We start from the raw sequence: 20,479 nt of genomic DNA, 5'->3' as shown, positions 1-20,479 counted from the left end.
CCGTCCCACATCCGCCCGCCGTGCGGCCAGAACGGTATCGCGCGACCGGATCTCCTGCGTCGTGTCGCGGGGAGCAAGGGCGCTTCGGCGCCCCCTCAGGCCCCGCCCGGGCAGACGGAAGGGCCGGATGCCTCGGCATCCGGCCCTTCTTTCGCTTCCGACCGATCCCCCCGGATCAGCGCTGGCTGAACGCCGCGTCGAACGCCGCCCCGGAGGGCTCGTACGACGACAGCTTCCGCACGAATCCGAGCGCCTCGGGCGCTCCGACCAGGCGGTCCATGCCCGCGTCCTCCCACTCGACCGACAGCGGCCCGTCGTAGCCGATGGCGTTGAGCATGCGGAAGGCGTCCTCCCACGGCACATCGCCGTGCCCGGTCGAGATGAAGTCCCACCCGCGGCGCGGGTCGGCCCACGGCAGGTGCGACGACAGGCGTCCGTTGCGGCCGTTGCCGAGACGCTTCTTCGTGTCCTTGCAGTGCACGTGGAAGATCTTGTCCTGGAAGTCCCACAGGAACGCGACCGGATCGATGTCCTGCCACACCATGTGCGAGGGATCCCAGTTCAACCCGAAGGCCTCGCGGTGCCCGATGGCCTCGAGAGCCCGCTGGGTCGTCCAGTAGTCGTAGGCGATCTCGGAGGGGTGCACCTCGTGGGCGAAACGCACGCCGACCTCGTCGAACACGTCGAGGATCGGGTTCCAGCGGTCCGCGAAGTCCTGGTATCCGGCATCCACCATCTGCTCGGTGGCGGGCGGGAACATCGCGACGTACTTCCAGATGCTCGAGCCGGTGAAGCCCGTGACCGTCTTGACGCCCAGCTTCGCGGCGAGGCGCGCGGTGTTCTTCAGCTCTTCGGCGGCGCGCTGGCGCACGCCCTCCGGGTCGCCGTCGCCCCACACCCGGTCCGACACGATGTCGCGGTGACGCTGGTCGATGGGGTCGTCGCAGACGACCTGTCCCTTGAGGTGGTTCGAGATGGTCCACACCTTCAGGCCGTTGCGCTCGAGCACGTCGAGCTTGCCCTGCACGTAGGCCTCGTCGTCCCAGCGCCAAGGGTCGAGGTGGTCCCCCCAGCAGGCGATCTCGAGGCCGTCGTAGCCCCACTCGCCGGCGAGACGGGCCACCTCCTCGAAGGGGAGGTCGGCCCACTGGCCGGTGAAGAGGGTGATCGGTCGCGTCATCGCGGCGTCCTTTCGTCGGTGCGGTTCCGGGATCGGATTCAGGATGCCGCGAACGCGCGGCCCCCGGAAGAAGCGGTGGCCAGGTCGGCATCGACGCCGGTCCAGACGCCATCGGCCTCGGAGCTGCGCGCGACGGCGTCGAGCACCTCCTGCACGTGCAGGCCGTCGGCGAACGAGGGGGTCGGGGCGGCTCCGGCGGCGACGGCCTCGACGAAGTCCTTTGCCTGGTGCGAGAAGCCGTGCTCGTAGCCGAGCATGTGACCGGTGGGCCACCACGCGGCGACGTACGGGTGCTCGGGTTCGGTGACGAGGATCCGACGGAAGCCCTGCTCGGCGGCGGGGAGCGTGGCGTCGTAGAACTGCAGTTCGTTCGGGCTCTCGAGGTCGAACGACAGCGAGCCGAGGGATCCGGCGATCTCGATCCGCAGGGCGTTCTTGCGGCCGAGGCGGAAGCGCGAGGCCTCGAACGAGGCGAGGGCGCCGCTCTCGAGGCGACCGGTGAACAGGGCGAGGTCGTCGACCGTGACGGCCCCGCGTTCGGTGCCCGCGGAACCGGAGAGCCCGGTCGAGGAGGCGAGGACGGGACGCTCGTCGACGATCGTCTCGAGGATGCCGGCGACGCGGCTCACGCGCTGCCCGGTGATGAACTCGGTGAGGTCGACGGCGTGGGCGCCGATGTCGCCGAGGGCGCCGGATCCGGCGCGGTCCTTCTGCAGGCGCCACGTGAGCGGGGCCTCGGCGTCGCTCAGCCAGTCCTGGAGGTATTCGGCGCGCACCTGGCGGATGTCGCCGAGGCGGCCCGCGACGACGAGGTCGCGGGCGAAGGTCGTGGCGGGAAGACGCCGGTACGTGAAGCCGACCATCGAGCGGATGCCGTTGTCTGCGGCGGACGAGGCGGCCTCGGCCATGCGCCGGGCCTCGTCGACGGTGTTGGCGAGGGGCTTCTCGCACAGGACGTGCTTGCCGGCGGCGAGGGCGGCGATCGCGATCTCGGCGTGCGAATCGCCGGGGGTGACGATGTCGACGACGTCGATGTCGGAGCGGTGGATGACCTCGCGCCAGTCCGTCGCGCTCTCCTGCCAGCCCCAGGTCTCGGCGGCGGCCTGCGTGCGGGCCGCGTCGCGCCCGACGAGCACGCTCATCTCGGGGGCGAGGGGGAGGTCGAAGAAACGAGGGGCGACGCGCCATCCCTGGGAATGCGCGGCGCCCATGAATCCCGCACCGATCATGGCGATGCGAAGGGGCTGGGTCACGATGACGTCTTTCTGTGGGGGGACGGGGGACGGGGCGCCCGCGACGAACGCGGACGCCCCGGACCGGGTCAGGACTGGAACGAGAGGTCGATGAAGGACGCGACGTTGTCCTTCGTCACCACGGGGGCGTCCAACACGATGCGGTTGGGGACGCTGGGCGTGATGAGGTCACCGGCGGTCTTGCCCTGCGCGATCAGGCGCGCCAGGGCGATGCCGTCGGCGGCCTGCGTCGACGGGTAGATGACCGTGGCCTTCAGGACGCTGTCGTCGGCCTGGATGGACTCCATCGCGTTCCGGCTGCCCGCGCCGCCGACCATGATGAACTCGTCGCGACCGGCTGCCGTGATGGCGGCGAGCACACCGATGCCCTGGTCGTCGTCGTGGTTCCAGATGGCGTCGATCTTGGGGTTCGCCGACAGCAGCTGCGAGGTCGAGGCCTCGCCGCCCTGGACGGTGAAGTCCGCGGCGACGCGGGGTCCGACCTTCAGGCCGCAGTCCGACAGGGCGTCGGCGAAGCCCGCCGAGCGGTCCTGCGTGAGCGGCAGGGAGTCGATGCCCGCGATCTCGCCGACGACGGCACTGCTGTTGCCCTCGAGCTGCGAGCAGATGTACGTGCCGGCGCTGACGCCCATGCCGTAGTTGTCGCCCAGGATGGTCGAGCGGGCGGCGAAGGGGCTCGAGAACTCGCGGTCGACGTTGATCACGGGGATGCCCGCGTTCATCGCCTTGATCGCGACCTCGGTGAGGGCGGCGCCGTCGCTCGGCAGGAGCACGATGGCGTCGACGCCGTCGTTGATGAAGGTCTCGACGGCCGCGATCTGCGCGTTGACGTCGTTCGTCCCCTCGGCGACCTTGAGGTCGACGTCGGGGAAGCTCTCGGCGGCGGCGAGCGCACCCGAGTTGATGGCGCCGAGCCACCCGTGGTCGGCGGCGGGGCCCGAGAACCCGATGGTGACGGTGTCACCGGCGGCGGCGTTCTCTTCGGTCGTGGTGCCCTGGTCGACGACGTTCTGGCTGTCGCCGCCCGAGCCGGTGCAGCCGGCGAGAAGGCCGACCGAGGCGACGACGGCGATACCGGTCAGGACGAGTCGCGAACGCGACTTCCACTGTGAGCGCATGTTTCCTCCTTGAAATGTGATGCAGCTGGGGTCATCGCGGCCCCGGGTCATTCCGGAAGGAAGGGTCCACTCTGACGTGGCTCACGCTAGCAGAAGTGTCGGTTGATTGAGCATCTTTTGTTTTTTAAGCCGCATAAGTCGGCGCTCACGCTGATTCCGACAGGAAAGCGCTCGCGCGCATGCGGGAGGCGGCTTCCCGGCGCGGCGCCGAATTCGGGTCGCGCGACGGTGAGGCGGCGTGTTATGTTCGCCGCGTGATCAAAGTTGACCATCAGTCGTCATTACTCACCGTCCGAGGCGTGACCAAGTCCTTCGCCGGCGTCCGCGCCCTGCGCGGTGTCGATCTCGACATCGTCGCCGGTGAGGTGCACTGCGTGCTGGGCCAGAACGGCGCGGGCAAGTCGACTCTCATCAAGACCCTCGCCGGAGTGCACCGCCCCGACGAGGGAGAGATCGTGTGGCTCGGCGAGAACGTCGAGATCGCCGACCCCGATGCGGCCATCGACCTCGGCATCGCGACGATGTACCAGGAGCTCGACGTCGTCGACGGCCTCACGATCGCCGAGAACATCTTCCTCGGGCACGAGCTCGCGCGCGGTGGCTTCACGCAGCGCGCCGAAGCCGCCCGGCAGACCCGCGAGCTGCTGCGCCGTCTCGGACACGCCAACCTCTCTCCGAACACCGAGGTCGGCTCGCTCAGCGCCGCCAACAAGCAGATCGTCAGCATGGCGCGCGCGCTGTCGCACGACATCAAGCTGATCATCATGGACGAGCCCTCGGCCGTCCTCGACACCGAAGAGGTCAAGAACCTCTTCGCCGTCGTGCGCGAGCTCACCGCCGCGGGCATCGCCGTCGTCTACATCACGCACCGCCTCGAAGAGATCCGCGAGATCGGCGACCGCATCACCGTCCTGAAGGACGGGCGGACCACCGCGGTCGGTCTCTCCGCCGCCGACACCCCGAAGGCCGAACTCATCCGGCTCATGACCGGGCGCGAGGTGGCCAACGTCTTCCCCGAGCGTGTGCCCGTGGCATCCGATGCCCCCGTCGTCCTCGACGTGCAGGGACTCGGGCTCGACGGGGTCTTCTCCGACGTGTCGTTCTCGGTGCGCGCCGGTGAGGTGGTGGGGCTCGCCGGACTCGTCGGCTCGGGTCGATCCGAGATCCTCGAGACGGTCTACGGCGCGCGACGCTCGAACGCCGGCTCCGTTCGCGTCCGTGACAAGGTCCTTCCCCGCGGATCGGTCCGCGCCGCCGTCGGCGCGGGCATCGGTCTGTCGCCCGAGGAGCGCAAGAGCCAGGGGCTCGTGCTCGACGAGCCGATCTTCGTCAACATCGCGCTGGCCTCCATGAAGCGCTTCGCCAAGGGCGGGTTCCTCGACGACCGCGCCGCGCGCAAGGTCGCCCGCGAACAGATCGACGCCTTCGAGCTGCGCCCGGCCGATCCCGATCGTCCCGCGCGCACCCTGTCCGGCGGCAACCAGCAGAAGATCCTGCTTGCCCGCTGGCTCGTGCACGGCACCGAGGTGCTGCTGCTCGACGAACCCACCCGCGGCGTCGACGTCGGCGCCCGCGCCGAGATCTACGCCCTCATCCGCGATCTCGCCGCCGCAGGCAACGCGGTCGTCGTCGTCTCGAGCGAGATCGAAGAGGTCCTCGGCCTCGCCGATGTCGTCCTCGTCGTCGCCGACGGTCGCATCCTGAGCACCCTCCCCTCCCACCAGATCGACGAGCACGGCGTGCTCGATCTCGTCATGAAAGGATCCGCCGCGTGAGCGAGCCGACCACCCCGACCCGTGCACGCACGGTCCCCACCGAGACCGGGGCCGTCGCGGCTCCCGCTCCCGAGCCCGCTTGGCGCCGCTTCCTCTCCGGATCGGCCGGCCGCAACATCGGCCTCGTCGTCGCGCTGCTGGTCATCGTCATCGTCGGCGCCATCACCGCGCCCGGGTCGTTCACGAGCGTCGACAACCTGCTCGTCATCCTCCGCCAGGCCTCGATCATCGGCGTCATCAGCATCGGCATGACCCTCGTGATCATCGCGGGCGGCATCGACCTGTCGGTCGGCTCGGTCATGGGCCTCGCCTCGGTGGTCGCGACCCTCGCCGCCGTGCAGGATCTCGCCGACAACCTGCACTGGAGCGTCATGGTCGTCATCGCCCTCGCGGTGGGCGTGGGCGCCGGCCTCATCAATGGCATCGTCATCGCGTACGGCAACGTCGTGGCCTTCATGGCGACCCTCGCCATGCTCGTCGGCGCGCGCGGCCTGGCCGAGATCCTGGCCGAGCGTCGCACGCTCGTCGTGCAGGACCGCGGCTTCATCACCTTCATGAACGCCGACATCCTCGGCGTGGACATCCTCATCTGGATCTTCGCCATCGTGGCGGCCCTCGGCTGGGTGCTGTTGAACCGCACCACCTTCGGGCGTCGCACCGTGGCCGTCGGCGGCAACCGCGAGGCCGCGCGCCTGGCCGGCATCGACGTGCGTCGGCACACGATGTGGCTGTACGCGATCACGGGTCTGTGCGCCGGTATCGCAGCTGTCATGATCCTCGGCCGCACGACGGCGGGCACCTCGACCCACGGTCAGCTGTACGAGTTGGACGCCATCGCCGCGGTCGTGGTGGGCGGCACGCTCCTCGTCGGCGGCCGGGGCACGATCACCGGTACGGTGTTCGGCGTCCTCATCTTCGCGACGTTGTCGAACGTGTTCATCCAGAACAATCTCTCGTCTTCGGTACAGGCGGTGGCGAAAGGTGTCATCATCGTGGTCGCGGTGCTCCTGCAGCAGCGCTTCTCCCGTCCTCCGGGACGGGGCTGACGACCCCTTATGCCGACGGCGGCTGCGTGATTCGCGTAGTCGCCGTCGGTATGTGGATGGAATGCATTACTACTAATGGTGTACTGAGGGCGTGAAGAGGATGACGACAGATTCCGTGCAGTCGGTCAACGGCGTGAGCCAGTTGTTCCAGCTGCTGCGAGACGGCGTACCGCGTACGCGAGCGGAGCTGGCCAAGTCGACCGGCCTCGCCCGATCGACGGTCGCCGTGCGCGTCGACGAGCTCATGCGCATGGGCCTCATCACCCCCGTCGCCGACGCGGTGTCCACCGGCGGACGGCCGCCGTCGCAGTTCGCGATCAACCCCGCGGCCAAGGTCGTCGTCGCCGTCGACCTCGGTGCCTCGCACGCGACGGTCGCGATCGCCGACCTCACCGGCAAGGTGCTCAGCGAACGCACCGGCGACATCGACATCGCCACGGGTCCCGAGCCCGTGCTCACCTGGCTCGTCGAGACGGCGACGGCGCTGCTCTCGGAGTCGGGCCGCTCCACCTCCGACGTGGCCGCGATGGGCATCGGCGTCCCCGGCCCCGTCGAGCACTCCACCGGACAGCCGGTGAACCCCCCGATCATGCCCGGCTGGGATCGCTTCGACATCCCCGGCTGGATCTACCAGCACATGCCGGTTCCCGTCCTCGTCGACAACGACGTCAACATCATGGCGCTGGGCGAGCGCAGCATCGCCTGGCCCGCCGTCGACCACTTCATGTTCGTGAAGGTCGCCACCGGCATCGGCACCGGCATCATCTCCGACGGTCACCTGCAGCGCGGAGCCCAGGGCATCGCCGGCGACATCGGTCACGTCCAGGTCGCGCGCGGCGCCGACATCCCGTGCCAGTGCGGCAATCGCGGATGCCTCGAGGCCTTGGCATCCGGTCCCGCGATCGCGCGCGCGCTGCGCGCGCAGGGCATCGACGCGCACACCGGCTCTGACGTGGTCGACCTCGTCAAGCGCGGCAACATCGACGCGATCCAGGCCGTGCGCCAGGCGGGTCGCGACATCGGCGAGGTGCTCACGACGTGCGTGAGCCTGATGAACCCGTCGGTGATCGCGATCGGCGGGTCCATGGCGCGCGTGGGCGAGCATCTCATCGCGGGCGTGCGCGAGGTCGTGTACACGCGCTCCACGCCGCTGGCCACCGAGTACCTCTCGATCGTCCAGTCGGTCGCCGCCGAGAAGGCCGCCGTAATCGGCGCGAGCATGCTTGCGGTCGAGCACGCCCTCGCCCCCGAGTCGCTGAACGCCGCGTTCCTCCGCGCCTGACCCGCGACGGGTCGCTGCCGCCGCACGACTCCTGCAGATCGGGCGGTTCCGCGCCGTCGGTGGGCCGCGGGCGCGCGATATGCAGGAGTCGTGCGCTCGTGCCGGGGTTCCCGGTTGGGCAGGCCGGCGGGGCCGCTGCGCCGTGCCGGGGCGGTGGCGCGTGCACAACTCCTGCAGATGGGCGGGTTTCGCGGCCCCGGGGGTCACGGTCGCGCGATGCGCAGGAGTTGTGCAGCCGAGCCGGGGTTGTCGGTCCGCCGGGTGGGTGGTGAGCCGGTCCGGCGCGTACGGCGGCGGACCGTTTCCCCGACAGGCCAATTCCGGATGCCGGGACTTCGGCGTGTCGCGGATTTCCCCGCGGTCGTGCCCGGTGCGGGGCCCGTCCCTCCCGTGGCATGACGCAGGACATCCGGGGGCGGCGGGCCATCGGGCCGGGGGGAGACGCCCCGACCGGGTCGGTGTTCCTGCGTTGTCGCCGCGGCGGGCCGGGCCGGGCCGGGCCAGGCCGGGCCGGGCCTGGCGTGCGCGGGCCCGGGAGGTGGGCGGGGCCAGCGCACGAAGAACGCCCGCCGGGCACGAGCACGGCGGGCGGCGTCGATCGCTCGCGGCGCGGAGTGTCCCTCTCCACGCCGCGAGCGGGTCTCAGGGCGACCGGCGCGAGGCGCGGGTCGGGGCGGGGGAGGGAGCCTCGGGGACTCCCTCCGTGTCGGCCACGCCGCCGGCGGGCACCGGCTCGCGCTCGGCGGCCGCACCCGTCGCGGCACCGGGTACAGCGGCATCCGTTCCGTCCGCATCCGCTCGCGCGGCAGCCACGGCGGCGGCGATCTCCCGGGCGTGGGCCGCTCGACGGCGCCGGGCGGCGATGACGCGCCAGGCCACGAGCAGGGCGATCACGGCGAGGATCGCGAGCGCCGTCCACGGCACGGCGGCCGTGGCGGCCGCGCCCTGCGACACGAGGGGGTCGAGGGTCGACGGCTCCGCGCCGGCCAGCGTGCGCGACACGACCTGCGAGGTGGCGGTGACGTCGGCCGAGAGCAACACGAGGGGGACGACCCCGGCGACCTCGACGGTGCGCTTCAGCGAGCTGCCGGGCAGCAGCTCGGGGGCGTCGTCGGCGGCGGTCACGCGCGCCCAGCCGAACGGCCCGCCGAGGGCGACCTCGACGTTCGGGTCGAGACGCGTGTTGCCGGTGTTGGTCAGGGTGTAGCCCACGGTCGCGGATCCCGTCTCGGCGGGGTTCGCGGTGCCGTGGTAGTCGACGACGACGTCGCCGACCGCGAGCGAGGGGACGAGGTCGCCCTGCACGCGGAGGTGTAGACGCGAGCCCAGGCGACGTTCGGTGACGGTGCCGTTGTCGGCGGTCACGAGCATGGATGCCACGATGCCGGCCGCGTAATCGCCCGGGGCGGCGTCGGCGGGCACGGTGACGGTGAAGGGGACCTCCGCACTCGCGCCGCTGTCGAGGGTGAGCTCGGGTGATGCGATCGAGACCCAGCTGCCGAGGTCAGTGGATTCCGCGTCCCCGGCGAGGATGTCGAGGGCTCCGTCGTCGGTGAGGAAGCCGTCGGCGGCGTACACGCGCAGGGTGATCGGCTGAGGGCTGCGGTTCGCGACGTACAGGGCGTCGCCGACCGTTCCACCGGGCATCAGGTCGTAGGCGTAGTTGGGCCGGTCGCGCCCTTGCGCGGTGTCGGCGGGTTTGACACTCCACGTGACCGTGGTGTCGGGGGAGGGGGCGGTCGCCGCGGAGGCGGCGAGCGGGCTGGCCAGCAGCAGCGCGAGGCCGGTGAGGAACGACAGGAGCAATCGGAGCGGACGGCAAGTGGTCTTCGCCTGGGACATGGGCGTGGCTTTCGTGTGGAAGGGATCCCGTCGGGGCCGCGCCCTCGAGGGGCGCGACCCCGACGGGGAGGGGGTCAGCTGAGGGCGGTCAGCGTCACGGTCGCGGTGTAGGTGCCGCGGGGGGTCTCGAGCGGGAGCTTGAGATCCAGGTCGGCGCCCACGAGCGAGCTGCCTCGCTCATGGCCGTCGTTCGCCTGCGCGAGGGTGCGGGCGACCGAGAGGCCCTGGCCGCTGTCGAAGCCCGAGGGCACGGGGGCCCCGGCGACGGCGCCGCCCTGCGTCTCGAGCACCTCGGGCGTCCAGCCGAGGTACTTGCTCGACACCTCCTGGCCGTCGGCGGCGAAGTTCGACACCTGCGCGGTCAGGGACCAGCCGGGGTTGCCGGCCCGGGTGTCCTGGACGCGGATCGGGACGATCTCGCCCGCCGCTGCGTAGTGGTCGAGGTTCTCGGTCGCCACTCCGAGGTCGACGAGGCGCGAGGTGCCCTCGATCGACCAGGTGAGCTCGCCCGAGCCCTGGCCGGGGACGGTCACCGCGATCGACTGGTCGCCCGCGGGAGGGGCGGTCGGAGCCTCACCCGTGTAGTCACCGGTGGTCGAGCCGGCGCGCACGCCCGCGCCGAACGCCGCCGCCGGGGTGTTCCCGTCGAGGGCGAGAGCCCCGTACACGGTGGTGTTCGCCACGCGCAGGTTCGCGGTGTTCCCGGTGAGCGAGAGGCCCCCGCCGATCGAGTTGGCGAAGGCGTCGGAGCCGCCGTCGGCCGTCGCGCCGATCAGCACGTCGCGCGAGCTGCCGCTCACGGTGACGTCGCCCTTGACGACGGCGCCGGTCATCGACACGCCCCAGTCCGAACCGTCGATCGAGACGTCCGCACCGACTGACGTGCGCACGACGTCGACGTAGGTGGCCTGCTGCGTGAGCAGCGAGCCCGAGATCGCGCTGTCGACGACCTCGACGTCGATGCCGCCGGCTTCCACCGAGCCCCCGACCTTCAGGTCGTTGACGTAGAGGAAGCCCACGGTGGTGTCGGCGGAGTAGGCGCTGACGTCGCCGGCGACACTCGTGCCGTCGAGCGAGACGCCGTACGCGTCGGTGGCGACGACGTCTCCGGTGACCGTGACCGAGGTGGCATCCAGCCATCCCCCGGCCTCGACGACGATGTCGCCCTCGACGGTCGCGCCGCCGAGGACGCAGTCCGCTCCTCCCGGGACGATGAGGTTGCCCGAGACGGTCTGGCTGCCCAGGTCGTCGGTGCAGGTGAGGTCGGCCGCGTACGCGGGGACCGCGACCACGCTGCCCCCGATGACGAGGAGTCCGACGGTGGTCAGTTTCGTGATTCTGTTCATCAGTTCTTCCTCGTCGCTCAGCCGCGCAGGGCTGCGATGTTGTCGTAGCTGCGGTCGGCGTTCGCGAGCGAGTTCCCGGGGTTCACCGGCACCGAGGAGGCGTTGTCCTGCTCGAACATGCCGAAGCGCTGACCGCGGTCGCGCAGCTGCGACAGGAACGCCGTGTAATCGATGTTCCCGGCGCCGAACTCGACGATGTCGTAGCCGTTGGCGCTGTTCGGGTTGAGCTTGCCGTCCTTGAGGTGGAGGATCGGGAACCGCCGGGGGTCGCGCTTGATGTAGTCGATCGGCTCGAACCCGGGGTAGAGGAACTTTCCGACGTGCGCCCAATAGACGTCCATCTCGAAGAACACCGTCTCGGGGTTGAGGTTCTCCCAGTACAGGTCGTACACGCGCTCGTTGGTGTCGGTGGTGAAGCCCCACTCCTGCGCGTGGTTGTGCAGGTAGAGCTTGATGCCCGCGGCGCGACCCTTCTCGCCCATCTGGTTCCACGTGCCGATGGCCTGCATCCACGGGTCCTTGGCGAGGGGACCGCCGTAGCCTCCGGCGATGGGTCCGCCCTGGCCCAGGTGCGGCATGCCGAGCACGTGGGCGATCTCGAGCTGCTGGTCGATGTTGGCCGGGGTGAGGTTGACGTGCGCACCGGTCGCGCGCAGGCCGTTGTCGTCGAGCAGCTGGCGGATCTCCTGCGGCGTGATCGCGCCGACGTTGCCCTGGGTGTAGCCCGCGAACTCGATCTCGGAGTAACCGATGCGGGCCAGCTCCTCGAATACCGCACGGAAGCCCAGCGAGCTGACCTTGTCGCGGACGGTGAAGAGCTGGATACCGATGCGGTTGACGGGGACGAGACGCTTCCCGGCGCTGACCGGGGGAGCGGCCGCCGCGGCGCGGGCGCCGACGGCGGTGGAGGCGGAGGCTGCGGCGGGCATGGCGGCGGCGCCGATGCCGACGGCGACGGATGACGCCGCCAGGGCCTTGAGCAGCGTGCGCCGGCTCATGGGCCGATCCGGCACCGTGGGGTGCGCGTGGTCGTGGTGGTGACTCATGACTCTCCTTCGAGGTGGGTCCGCCCCGGGGCCGGGGACGACCGTGAGGGTGGTGGGGGCCGCAGTACGCGACCCCCACCGGGGTGTTACTTCTTGACGGTCAGGTTCGCGCTGCCGCTGCTCTTCGCGATCCCGGTCGAACCGGTGTACGACGCCTGCACCTGGTAGGCGCCCTCCGCGCTGAGCTTGGGCAGGGTCACCTGGACGGTGCCGTCGGCGCCGAGCGTGCCGGTGAGGGTGGCGACGACCGCGTTGTTGCGACGGATGGTCACCGTGGCATCACCGGTCGGGACGATGCCCGTCGACGAGGCCACCTGGACCGTGGCGGTGGCCGCCACGGCGGGCTTGACCGGCGTCGGCGAGACGGCGACCGAGGTCGTCGACTTCGCCTGCGAGACCGTGAGACGACCGATGCCGGCCGACCCCTTGAAGGTCTCGTCGGCTCCGTAAGTGGCCCGCAGGGTGTGCGTGCCGACCGGGAGGTCCGCCGGGAGGGCGACGACGGCGTTGCCGTCGGCGTCCAGGGTCGCGCGACCGAGCTCGGTGTCGCCGACCGTGAGCACGACCTCGCCCGTGGGGGCGCCGCCCTCTCCGCGCACCGACACCGTCACGTCGCCCGGGGCGCCGAAGGTGACTCGCGGGGAGCCGAGCGAGACGAGCGTGCGGGTGTCGACCGTCGGTTCGTTGGGAGCGTCGAGGTCGATCGTGAACGACACCGAACCGAGCTCCGACACGTTGCCACCGGTGTCGGTGGCGCGGTAGCGGATGTCGTAGGCGCCGTCCTGATCGAACGTCACCCCGTACTGCTGGTTCGCCGCGAGGTTCACCCAGGTCGCGCCGTTGTCGCGCGAGTACTGGACGCTCGCGAGCGTGCCGTTGTCGGCGGCCTGCACCGAGAAGCGGACCGGCTCGTTGAACACGCCGCCGACACCCGTCGGGGTGGCGGGGGCCAGCGTGTGCGCGACGGTGGGGGGCGTGACGTCTCCGACGCCGTCGCCGACCATGGTCAGCGCGTCGACGGCCAGCTCGTCGGCCGAGGTGACGTAGAGCGCTCCGGTGCCCTCGGGGGCTTCGAAGGCGATCTCGACGTCCTGCCAGCCGGTGCCCGCGGGGACGACAGCGGTCGCGAAGGGCTCGGCGTCGGCCGCTCCCCAGCGCAGCTGGACCTCGCCCGCGCCGCTGGCACGGACCACGGCCGCGTCGATCCCGGCGAAGTTCACCGGGTCGAAGGCGAGGTAGTCGCCCGCTCCCAGGCCGCGGATGGCGTTGCCGCCCGAGGCGTCGGTGTCGGCGTAGGTGGTGACGCCCTCTCGACGGATCGCGTGCTCGGCCTGCTGCAGCTTCGGGTTCAGGCGAACGGTCGCCTCACCCGTGGCCGCCGGCAGTCCGTTGGCGCCGGCGTCGGTGTACGTGACCACGACCGCGCCGTAGAGCAGGGCACCGGGGCCGTGCTCGGGCGAGTTCGGGTCGGTGCGGAAGACGCCCGTGCAGCCCGTGCCCGAGACCTCGGGGTGGGCGTGCTCGTCGTGGCCGAGACCGTAGGTCCACGTCACGCGCGAGCATTCCGTGGCGTCGCCGTCCTCGGCATCCGTCGTCGTGACCTGGAACGGGATCGCCTGACCCCAGTCGAAGAACGCGCCGTTGCCGGGAAAGGCCACGGTCACCTCGGGCGCCTGGTTGCCGACCGAGATCGTGCGCGAGGTCAGACCGAAGCGTCCGCCCGGGTCGGACACGCGCAGTCGGGCGCTGTAGTTGCCCAGTTCGGTGTAGGTGTACGACGTGGTCGCGCCGGTCGCATCGTAGGTGCCGTCACCATCGAAGTCCCACTCGTAGGTGAGGGCGTCTCCGTCGGGGTCGGTCGAGGTCGACGCGTCGAACTCGACGGTCAGGGGAGCCTGCGACGACGAGGTGGGCGTCGCGGTGAAACGCGCCTGGGGCGACTTGTTGCCGGCGACGTAGTCGATGCGGTACAGACCGGCATCGGGGTTCGCGCGGAAGAAGCCGTCGCCGTAGTCGAGCACGTACATCGAGCCGTCGGGCCCGATCTCCATGTCCATGGGGTTGTCGTGCGGCGGCTGGCCCAGGGTGCTGAGCGCCGCGTTCGGAAGGAAGTCCTCGATGTCGCTGACCTCGAAGGTGTCCCAGTCGAGCGTGAACGCGGCGATGTAGTCCTGCGAGAACTCGCCCATGAACGCCTTGCGGTCCCAGTGCTGCGGGAGCTTCGTGGGCGAGGGGTTGGTCTCGTCGTAGTGGTAGACGGGTCCGCCCATAGGGCCCTGGCCGGTACCGGCACCGAAATTCACCAGCTCGTCCCACGGCTGGTCGCCGGGGTTGTCGCCGTACCAGAGGGTCGCGGGCTGCGCGGGGGGAAGGTCGGTGAGACCGGTGTTCCACCGCGACTCGTTCTTGAGGTTCTGCGGGTCGAAGAACGCACCCGGCGTCGCCGTGGCGAAGTCCCAGTCGTTGTAGGCCTGGTTGTCGGCGTGGACGTAGGGCCACCCGGCGTTCTGGGGCTCGTCGAGGCTGATGGCGTTCCACTCCACCAGTCCCATGGGCCCGCGGCCGGCGGTCTGGGCCACGGCCTTCGTGGCGTCGGGGCCGTAGTCGCCCCACGACAGCGAGTTGGTCTCGATGTCGACCTCGATGCGGAACGGGTTGCGCACGCCCATCACGAAGATCTCGGGGCGGGTGAGTTCGGTTCCGGGGGCGAAGAGGTTGCCCTCGGGGATCGTGTACGAGCCGTCGTCCTCGACGTGGATGCGCAGGATCTTGCCGCGCAGGTCGTTGGTGTTGCCGGCGCCGCGGCGCGAGTCGAATCCGGGGTTGTAGCCGGGGGCGTCGTTGTTGGGCGCGAAGCCGTTCGCTCCCGGAGTGGATGCCGGGGTGTTGTCGCCCGTGCTCAGGTACAGGTTGCCGTCGGCGTCGAATCCGATGTCGGCGCCGACGTGGCAGCACTGCCCGCGCTGGACCTCGACGTCGAGGACGACCTGCTCGCTCGCGAGGTCGAGGGAGTCCCCGTTCCACTGGAAGCGGGCGAGGCGGTTCACGCCGACCCACTGGTCCCAGTAGGACTCGTCGGCCCCCGCGGGGAGGGTGTTGGGGGAGTTGCCCGCCGGGGTGTCGGCGACGCCGTCACCGTCGGCGTCGCGCGGGGAGTAGACGAGGTACACCCAGTTGTTCTCTGCGAAGTCCGGGTCGAGGGCGACCGTCTGCAGGCCGTCCTCGGAGTTGGCGTAGACGTCGAGGGTGTTGGTGACGCGGGTGACGCCGGTCGCGGGATCGGTCAGGCGCACGTCGCCGTTGCGGGCGGTGTGCAGGACGCGCTTGTCGGGGAGGACGGCGAGGTCGATGGGCTCGCCCACGTCCTTGGTGAGCAGGACGCGCTCGTAGTTGCTCCAGTCGAGGGCGCCGCCGTCTTCGCCGGTGTCGCCGGGGTCGGGGGTACCGGGGTCGGTGGGGTCGCCGTGGTCGCCCCCGGGGTCTGTCGTGCCGTGGTCGTGCCCGTCGTGCGCGAAGGCCGGGACGGGTGCGGCGGCGATGGCGCCCAGGCCCAGTGCGGTGGCCGCGAGGACCGCCGTCAACCGGGACCGGACGACCGGATGCCGAGAAGTAGAGTTCATCGTGAAACAGCTCCTGTGAATGCGTTCGAGTTGTTTTCACCGGGTCGCCACACAGTCGGTCTCAACGACTGATCGTGGCGGCCCGGGCTCTTCGTGCGGTGGCGGTCGGCCACGCGCGGTGTCTGCTCCTTACTCTTCGTCGAGTGGGAGGGGTCGCCGATCACCGCCTCTCAAGGCGGTTCGTGGGGCGAGCCTCGGGGGGATGAGGTGTCCGATTGTGGGGGACGTCGCTCGTCGTCATCCTGACGGATGTTTTTCCATAGGTCAATCAAAAGTTGCGTAATGCGCACACAACAAAAGTGTGCTTGACGCGAGCCTTGTGGTTTCTGTTCGTCGCGGGCTAGCATCGCCGCACGGTGCGTCTCGCGCCGATCCCCCACCCGTCGGCGAAGGCGCCGACACGGCCGAGGAGGCCTCATGCTCCATGGACTGACCGGATGGCACCTGCTGATCGTCCTGGCGGTGATCGTCCTCCTGTTCGGGGCCGCGAAGCTGCCGGCTCTGGCGCAGAGCGTGGGCAAGTCGGCCCGCCTCTTCAAGGGCGAGCTGAAAGCGATGAAGGACGACGACGCGACGCCCCTCGCCGAATCGGCCGCGCCCGCGGCTCCCGAAGCCCGTGCCTCGGCGGTCGTCGCCGACCCGCCCCCGACCCGCTGACCCGCCGCGTTCCGATGGTCGGCCCCCGCCGCCCCCGAGCAGGGGAGTAGCCCGTGTTCTTCGGTCTCACCATCGAGAAGATGATCCTCATCGGCGTCATCGCGGCGCTCATCATCGGTCCCGAGCGGCTTCCCGCCGCGACGGAGTCCCTGCGACGCGCGCTCATCCGTGCGCGCGGCTTCGCGAAGACCGCCCAGGAGCGGGTGCGCGACGAGCTCGGCTCCGAGGTGGCCGACGTCGACTGGCAGCGACTCGACCCCCGCCAGTACGACCCGCGCCGCATCATCCGAGAAGCTCTGCTCGCCGATCCGGAGCCGACCGTCGCGCCGCGCGCCGCTTCGACGGACGCCGACGACCCGACCCCCGTCGCCGCTCGTCAGACGGAGTCGGGGCCCGGGGACGCGTCCGCTGCCCGCGCCGATACCGACCGCAACGCCGACAGCACGCGCCGCACGGCCGCGTAGGCCAGGGCGTCGGGGCGGGCGAGCGCGTCCACGTGACGCACCAGGGCGAGATCGGCGAGGGGGCGCAGCACGAGCCCGTCGACAGCGAGCGGGGTCGTCGTCGTCCGGGGCATGACGGCGACCGCCGCGCCCGCGCGGACGATCTCGGCCGTCACAGAGAACTCGTTGATGCGGTGGGCGACCTCGAGAGGGCGTCCGACGTGTGCAGACAGGTGATCGAGGACCCCGGCGAGCGGGAAGCCGGCGTGCACCGAGACCCATCGCTCGTCGACGAGGTCGGACGCACGCAGCTCGGAGCGTCGAGCGAGCGGGTGGTTCGCGGGGAGTGCGATGTCGAGGGGCTCCTCGAGCAGTGGCACCGTCACCACGCGGTCCGCGGGCCACGGCTCGTCGTGAGCGAGGCGGTGGGCGATGACGAGGTCGTGGTCGGCGGTCAGTCCGGGGAAGTCGCGGTGCGCGACGTCGGCGTCGGCGAAGTGAAGGGGCGGAGAGTTGTCGAGTTCGCGCAGGAGGGGCCCGAAGAGCGTGAGGGCGGCGCTGTGGAAGGCCGAGACGCGCACCGGGCGATCGCTCGCGTCGAGAAAGGCGCCGACGGCCTCGCGTGCACCCACGAGGGCCTCGTCGACCCGCGTTCCCGCTGCGGCGAGGGCTTCGCCGGCCGGGGTGAGCGCGAGGGCGCGCCCGACGCGCCGGGTGAGGGGAACGGGAACGTGGGCCTGCAGTACGGCCAGCTGCTGCGAGACCGCGGAGGCCGACACGTGCTGCGCCGCCGCGACGGCGGCGACGCTTCCCCGGTCACGGAGTTCGCGCAGCACGCGCAGGTGAGCCACATCCATAAGTCAGAACTTACGCCACGGTGAAGAACATGCTGCTTGATCTTCCGTGTGGTCGCGGGGGATCGTGAGGGAGTGACCCGCCGCGCTCCCGAGATCCTCGTCGACGTCCTCCTCATCGCCGTCGCCGCGGTGTGGGGGGCGAGCTTCCTCGCCGCGAAAGAACTGGTCGCCGAGACGGGGGTCGCCTCGGGCGTGGCCCTGCGCTTCGTCGTCGCGGCGAGTGCTCTCGGCATCCTGTGTCTTCTTCGTCGGGAGCGGATGCCGCGCGGGCGCGGTCTCGTGATCGCCGCGCTCCTTGGCTGCTCGCAGGCGGCGGTGATCGGGCTCGAGACCGCGGGCGTGCACCTGACCTCGGCGACCAACGCGGGCCTGCTCATCAGTCTGGCCCTCGTCTTCACCCCGGTGCTGGAAAGCATCGCGGCGCGCTCGTGGCTCCCGCGGTCGTACTTCGTCGCGGCTGTGGCCGCGGTCGCCGGGGTCGCCCTGCTCGTCTCGGGAGGGGGCCTGCGGGCCCCCAACCCGGGGGATGCGCTCGTCATCGCGGCGGCGGTCGTCCGCGCCGTGCACGTCACCGCGAGCGGGCACCTCACCCGTGGGCGAGAGGACAGCACCCTCGCTGTCGTGTTCGTGCAGCTCGTCGTGTGCGCTCTCACCTCGACGGCCGTGGCCGGGGCCGATCTTGCGCCCGCGGTGGCGGGGCTCTCGGCGGCCGGCTGGGCCGACGTGATCTTCCTCGGCCTGCTGTGCTCGGTGTTCGCCTTCGTGGTTCAGCTCTGGGCGGTGCGGCGCACCTCGGCGACCCGCGCGAGCATCCTGATGGGCACGGAGCCGGTCTGGGCGCTCGCCGTGGGCGTGGCGATCGGGGGCGAAGCCGTCGGTCTTCCCGGACTCGCCGGCGCCGCGCTCATCATCGCCGCGTCGTACGCGGGACAGGCGATCGAGCGTCGGCACCGCCGCTCGCGCGCGGAGGCGAGCGGCGGCGCCGACGGCGAAGCGGTCAGCTCCGGTCGGCGATCGGTCGCCGCCACCGGCCCCAGATCGTCGCCGTGAGCCCCGCCGCCACCAACGCGACGGCGAGGAGGACCGAGGCGATCTCGCCTCCGGTGACCGGCAGTCCGCCCCCGGGGGATCCGGGGCCGGCGCCGGGCGGCGGCGAGCAGTCGACGGTGCAGGTGGCGGTCGGGAGGGGAGTGATCTCGACGGTGACGCCCACGCCGTCGTCGGCGACGGCCGTGGGGACGAAGAGCAGGTCGCTCATGAGACCTCCACCGCCTCGCGCCGACCCTCTTCGCGAGCGCGGGCCACGAGATCGTCGAGGCGCTGGCGGGATCGACGACGACCCGACGCGACGGCCGCGACGATGAGGGCGACGCCGACCGCGGCGGCGAGGTGCACCCATGGAACCGCCCACACCGTCACGCTGCGCGTCACGGGAGCTGCGGCGAGCGTCGAGTCGGGCACCGCGGCATCCACCGTCACGACCTTCGTCAGCACGAACAGCGGCCACGCGGGCTGGGGCTCGGAGCGCACGTCCCGGGACTCGCCGGGCAGCAGCACTCCGCGCTCCGTCGTCGTCGCCTCGGCCGCGTCGCTCACGGCGAGGGCGGTGTTCCCGGTGTTCTCCGCCGTGTAGGCGTAGGTGATCGACCCCGGCGCGAAGAGGTTCCACGACGGCGTGTATTCCGCGCGGACCTCGCCGACGCCCACCGACGGGGCCAGCTGCCCGGTCACGCGGGTCGACACGCGGAAGCCGACGCGACTGTCGACACCGACCCTCGTCCCGTCCGCTCCCGCGGAGGTGGATCGGACGGATGCCGAGACCCCGGCCGCGTGGTCTCCGGGGGTGGCGTTCTGCGGCACGGCGATCTCGAACGACACGACCCGCGTCTCGTTGGGCGCGAGCGTGACCGTCGGTTCGACCGTGATCCACGTGCCGGCGTCGGTCGAGGTGCGGTCGGCGGGGAGCATCGTGAAGCGCCCCGTCTCGGTGTAGTAGCCGTCCGCGGCGCTCAGGGCGAAGGTCGCCTCGCGCTCGCTGAAGTTCTTCACGGCGAGGTGCTCGGTGACGCGTTGACCCGGGTCGAGTTCGACCTGCATCACGCGGCGGCCGTCCGGCCCCGCGGCCGAGGCCGGGGTGACCGACCAGGTGACCGCGGAGTCGGCGGCGTCGTCGGCCAGGGCGGGCGGGGCCGCCGCGAGGGCGATCGCGGCCACGAAGACACCCGCCATGCCGGCGGATGCTCCGCGCGCGAGCGCGACCCTCATCTCGGTGCTCACCCCTCGAGCAGGGTCAGGGTGATGGTGGCCGAGTACGCCCCGGGTGCCACGGTGGCCGGCGTCTTCAGCAGCAGGCCGGCGGTGGCGGAGTACGAACCGCCGGCGGCGTCCGCTGCGCTGTCGACGTTGGCGAGGAGCTCGGCGTCGACGAAGCCACCCGTGCCGGGGTCGACGTCGTCTCCGGGGGCGACCACCTGCGACCCGCCCGCGGGGTTGCCCGAGACGATGTCGGGGTACCAGCCGAAGCTGTCCGCCGACGAGATCGCGGGCTGGCCGGCGCTGCCGGTGAAGTCGCTGATCGCTCCCATGACGTACCAGAACGATTCCGGGTCGATGTTCTCGGCGAGACGGGTGTCGGTGACGGTGACCGTGGGCAGGGTGCCCGCGAAGGTGCGGTCGGTGCCGGACGCCTCGCCTTCGGTCAGCGTGGTCGCATCGTCCGCGACGGTGAGGGCGAGGACGCCGGGCTCCGCCGCGGGGGCGATCTCGACCTGCACATCGATGCTGTCCTCGTCGGCGGCGAAGGCGCTGCCACCGCCCGCGGCGGCGAGGATGCCGACCCCGAGGGCGGCGACTCCGATGCGGGCCGACAGGCCGCGACGGGAGGTGAAGGACATGAGTGCTCCGTTCTTCCACCGGGGTCGGTGGAGTCGTCGGCGGGCGCCGGCGGGTGGTCGGGACGAGCGGCGAGGCGCCGATCGGCGAACGAGGGATGCCGTCGTTTCGGGCGGGCGCGG

The 20,479-nt window shown here is 71.2% G+C and carries 17 protein-coding genes; 6 read left to right on the top strand and 11 right to left on the bottom strand.

The window, feature by feature from the left end; all coding sequences use genetic code 11:
• Nucleotides 1-175: 175 nt before the first annotated feature.
• From ASE56_RS01855 to ASE56_RS01845, 3 genes are all read right to left on the bottom strand, one after another.
• On the bottom strand, nucleotides 176-1,180 hold the full coding sequence (locus tag ASE56_RS01855; protein ID WP_056224414.1) for a sugar phosphate isomerase/epimerase: 1,005 nt from the start codon (nucleotides 1,178-1,180) through the stop codon (nucleotides 176-178).
• Between the two features lie 38 nt (nucleotides 1,181-1,218).
• Nucleotides 1,219-2,409: a Gfo/Idh/MocA family protein gene (locus ASE56_RS01850; RefSeq protein ID WP_056228020.1), complete on the bottom strand. Its 1,191-nt coding sequence runs from the start codon at nucleotides 2,407-2,409 to the stop codon at nucleotides 1,219-1,221.
• 92 nt (nucleotides 2,410-2,501) lie between these two features.
• A complete protein-coding gene (locus ASE56_RS01845; protein ID WP_056224412.1) occupies nucleotides 2,502-3,551 on the bottom strand; it encodes a substrate-binding domain-containing protein in 1,050 nt (349 codons plus the stop codon).
• A gap of 299 nt (nucleotides 3,552-3,850) precedes the next feature.
• Between ASE56_RS01845 and ASE56_RS01840 the strand changes: the two genes are divergently transcribed.
• From ASE56_RS01840 to ASE56_RS01830, 3 genes are all read left to right on the top strand, one after another.
• On the top strand, nucleotides 3,851-5,326 hold the full coding sequence (locus tag ASE56_RS01840) for a sugar ABC transporter ATP-binding protein (RefSeq protein ID WP_056224410.1): 1,476 nt from the start codon (nucleotides 3,851-3,853) through the stop codon (nucleotides 5,324-5,326).
• Nucleotides 5,323-6,372, top strand: a complete 1,050-nt coding sequence (locus ASE56_RS01835) for an ABC transporter permease (protein WP_056224409.1) — start codon at nucleotides 5,323-5,325, stop codon at nucleotides 6,370-6,372. The genes ASE56_RS01840 and ASE56_RS01835 overlap by 4 nt, the downstream gene beginning before the upstream one ends.
• Before the next feature lie 100 nt (nucleotides 6,373-6,472).
• Complete coding sequence (locus tag ASE56_RS01830; RefSeq protein ID WP_056224407.1) at nucleotides 6,473-7,654, top strand: ROK family transcriptional regulator; 1,182 nt, start codon at nucleotides 6,473-6,475, stop codon at nucleotides 7,652-7,654.
• 642 nt (nucleotides 7,655-8,296) lie between these two features.
• Here the strand turns inward: ASE56_RS01830 and ASE56_RS01825 are convergent.
• The 4 genes from ASE56_RS01825 to ASE56_RS01810 form a co-directional block, all read right to left on the bottom strand.
• Complete coding sequence (locus ASE56_RS01825; protein WP_056224404.1) at nucleotides 8,297-9,496, bottom strand: hypothetical protein; 1,200 nt, start codon at nucleotides 9,494-9,496, stop codon at nucleotides 8,297-8,299.
• A gap of 74 nt (nucleotides 9,497-9,570) precedes the next feature.
• Nucleotides 9,571-10,842 carry a hypothetical protein gene (locus ASE56_RS01820; protein ID WP_056224402.1) on the bottom strand — a complete coding sequence of 424 codons (1,272 nt, stop codon included), beginning with the start codon at nucleotides 10,840-10,842 and terminating at the stop codon, nucleotides 9,571-9,573.
• 17 nt (nucleotides 10,843-10,859) lie between these two features.
• Nucleotides 10,860-11,888 carry a sugar phosphate isomerase/epimerase gene (locus ASE56_RS01815; protein WP_235556903.1) on the bottom strand — a complete coding sequence of 343 codons (1,029 nt, stop codon included), beginning with the start codon at nucleotides 11,886-11,888 and terminating at the stop codon, nucleotides 10,860-10,862.
• A gap of 86 nt (nucleotides 11,889-11,974) precedes the next feature.
• Entirely contained in the window at nucleotides 11,975-15,508 is a 3,534-nt protein-coding gene (locus tag ASE56_RS01810) for a PQQ-dependent sugar dehydrogenase (protein WP_082450277.1), read from the bottom strand.
• Between the two features lie 417 nt (nucleotides 15,509-15,925).
• Between ASE56_RS01810 and tatA the strand changes: the two genes are divergently transcribed.
• Nucleotides 15,926-16,165: a twin-arginine translocase TatA/TatE family subunit gene (tatA, locus tag ASE56_RS01805; protein ID WP_056224398.1), complete on the top strand. Its 240-nt coding sequence runs from the start codon at nucleotides 15,926-15,928 to the stop codon at nucleotides 16,163-16,165.
• A gap of 53 nt (nucleotides 16,166-16,218) precedes the next feature.
• Nucleotides 16,219-16,629, top strand: coding sequence for a twin-arginine translocase TatA/TatE family subunit (locus tag ASE56_RS01800; RefSeq protein ID WP_074694750.1), 411 nt, complete (start codon nucleotides 16,219-16,221; stop codon nucleotides 16,627-16,629).
• On the opposite strand, the gene ASE56_RS01795 is transcribed toward ASE56_RS01800, so the two are convergent.
• Nucleotides 16,542-17,465 carry a LysR family transcriptional regulator gene (locus ASE56_RS01795; protein ID WP_056224397.1) on the bottom strand — a complete coding sequence of 308 codons (924 nt, stop codon included), beginning with the start codon at nucleotides 17,463-17,465 and terminating at the stop codon, nucleotides 16,542-16,544. The two genes, ASE56_RS01800 and ASE56_RS01795, sit on opposite strands and share 88 nt — an antisense overlap.
• 72 nt (nucleotides 17,466-17,537) lie before the next feature.
• Between ASE56_RS01795 and ASE56_RS01790 the strand changes: the two genes are divergently transcribed.
• On the top strand, nucleotides 17,538-18,515 hold the full coding sequence (locus ASE56_RS01790) for a DMT family transporter (RefSeq protein WP_056224395.1): 978 nt from the start codon (nucleotides 17,538-17,540) through the stop codon (nucleotides 18,513-18,515).
• On the opposite strand, the gene ASE56_RS01785 is transcribed toward ASE56_RS01790, so the two are convergent.
• The 3 genes from ASE56_RS01785 to ASE56_RS01775 are packed head-to-tail and all read right to left on the bottom strand — an operon-like array spanning nucleotide 18,463 to nucleotide 20,359.
• Complete coding sequence (locus ASE56_RS01785; protein WP_056224393.1) at nucleotides 18,463-18,723, bottom strand: hypothetical protein; 261 nt, start codon at nucleotides 18,721-18,723, stop codon at nucleotides 18,463-18,465. The genes ASE56_RS01790 and ASE56_RS01785 overlap by 53 nt on opposite strands.
• Entirely contained in the window at nucleotides 18,720-19,742 is a 1,023-nt protein-coding gene (locus tag ASE56_RS01780) for a DUF916 domain-containing protein (protein WP_200914106.1), read from the bottom strand. The genes ASE56_RS01785 and ASE56_RS01780 overlap by 4 nt, the downstream gene beginning before the upstream one ends.
• On the bottom strand, nucleotides 19,739-20,359 hold the full coding sequence (locus ASE56_RS01775; protein ID WP_056224391.1) for a hypothetical protein: 621 nt from the start codon (nucleotides 20,357-20,359) through the stop codon (nucleotides 19,739-19,741). Before ASE56_RS01775 ends, ASE56_RS01780 begins: the two co-directional genes overlap by 4 nt.
• Nucleotides 20,360-20,479: the final 120 nt, after the last annotated feature.

The sequence above is a fragment of the Microbacterium sp. Leaf203 genome, assembly GCF_001421275.1.
Lineage (GTDB): Bacteria > Actinomycetota > Actinomycetes > Actinomycetales > Microbacteriaceae > Microbacterium > Microbacterium testaceum_A.
The sequence above is the reverse complement of the archived record's forward strand: the minus strand, read 5'-3'. Positions and strand labels throughout refer to the sequence as shown.

Bases quoted from the DNA above. Each gene is read 5' to 3' on its own strand.
- ASE56_RS01855 (WP_056224414.1), bottom strand. From the start codon at position 1,180: ATGACGCGACCGATCACCCTCTTCACCGGCCAGTGGGCCGACCTCCCC.
- ASE56_RS01850 (WP_056228020.1), bottom strand. From the start codon at position 2,409: ATGATCGGTGCGGGATTCATGGGCGCCGCGCATTCCCAGGGATGGCGC.
- ASE56_RS01845 (WP_056224412.1), bottom strand. From the start codon at position 3,551: ATGCGCTCACAGTGGAAGTCGCGTTCGCGACTCGTCCTGACCGGTATC.
- ASE56_RS01830 (WP_056224407.1), top strand. From the start codon at position 6,473: ATGACGACAGATTCCGTGCAGTCGGTCAACGGCGTGAGCCAGTTGTTC.
- ASE56_RS01825 (WP_056224404.1), bottom strand. From the start codon at position 9,496: ATGTCCCAGGCGAAGACCACTTGCCGTCCGCTCCGATTGCTCCTGTCG.
- ASE56_RS01820 (WP_056224402.1), bottom strand. From the start codon at position 10,842: ATGAACAGAATCACGAAACTGACCACCGTCGGACTCCTCGTCATCGGG.
- ASE56_RS01815 (WP_235556903.1), bottom strand. From the start codon at position 11,888: ATGAGTCACCACCACGACCACGCGCACCCCACGGTGCCGGATCGGCCC.
- ASE56_RS01810 (WP_082450277.1), bottom strand. From the start codon at position 15,508: ATGAACTCTACTTCTCGGCATCCGGTCGTCCGGTCCCGGTTGACGGCG.
- tatA (WP_056224398.1), top strand. From the start codon at position 15,926: ATGCTCCATGGACTGACCGGATGGCACCTGCTGATCGTCCTGGCGGTG.
- ASE56_RS01795 (WP_056224397.1), bottom strand. From the start codon at position 17,465: ATGGATGTGGCTCACCTGCGCGTGCTGCGCGAACTCCGTGACCGGGGA.
- ASE56_RS01785 (WP_056224393.1), bottom strand. From the start codon at position 18,723: ATGAGCGACCTGCTCTTCGTCCCCACGGCCGTCGCCGACGACGGCGTG.
- ASE56_RS01775 (WP_056224391.1), bottom strand. From the start codon at position 20,359: ATGTCCTTCACCTCCCGTCGCGGCCTGTCGGCCCGCATCGGAGTCGCC.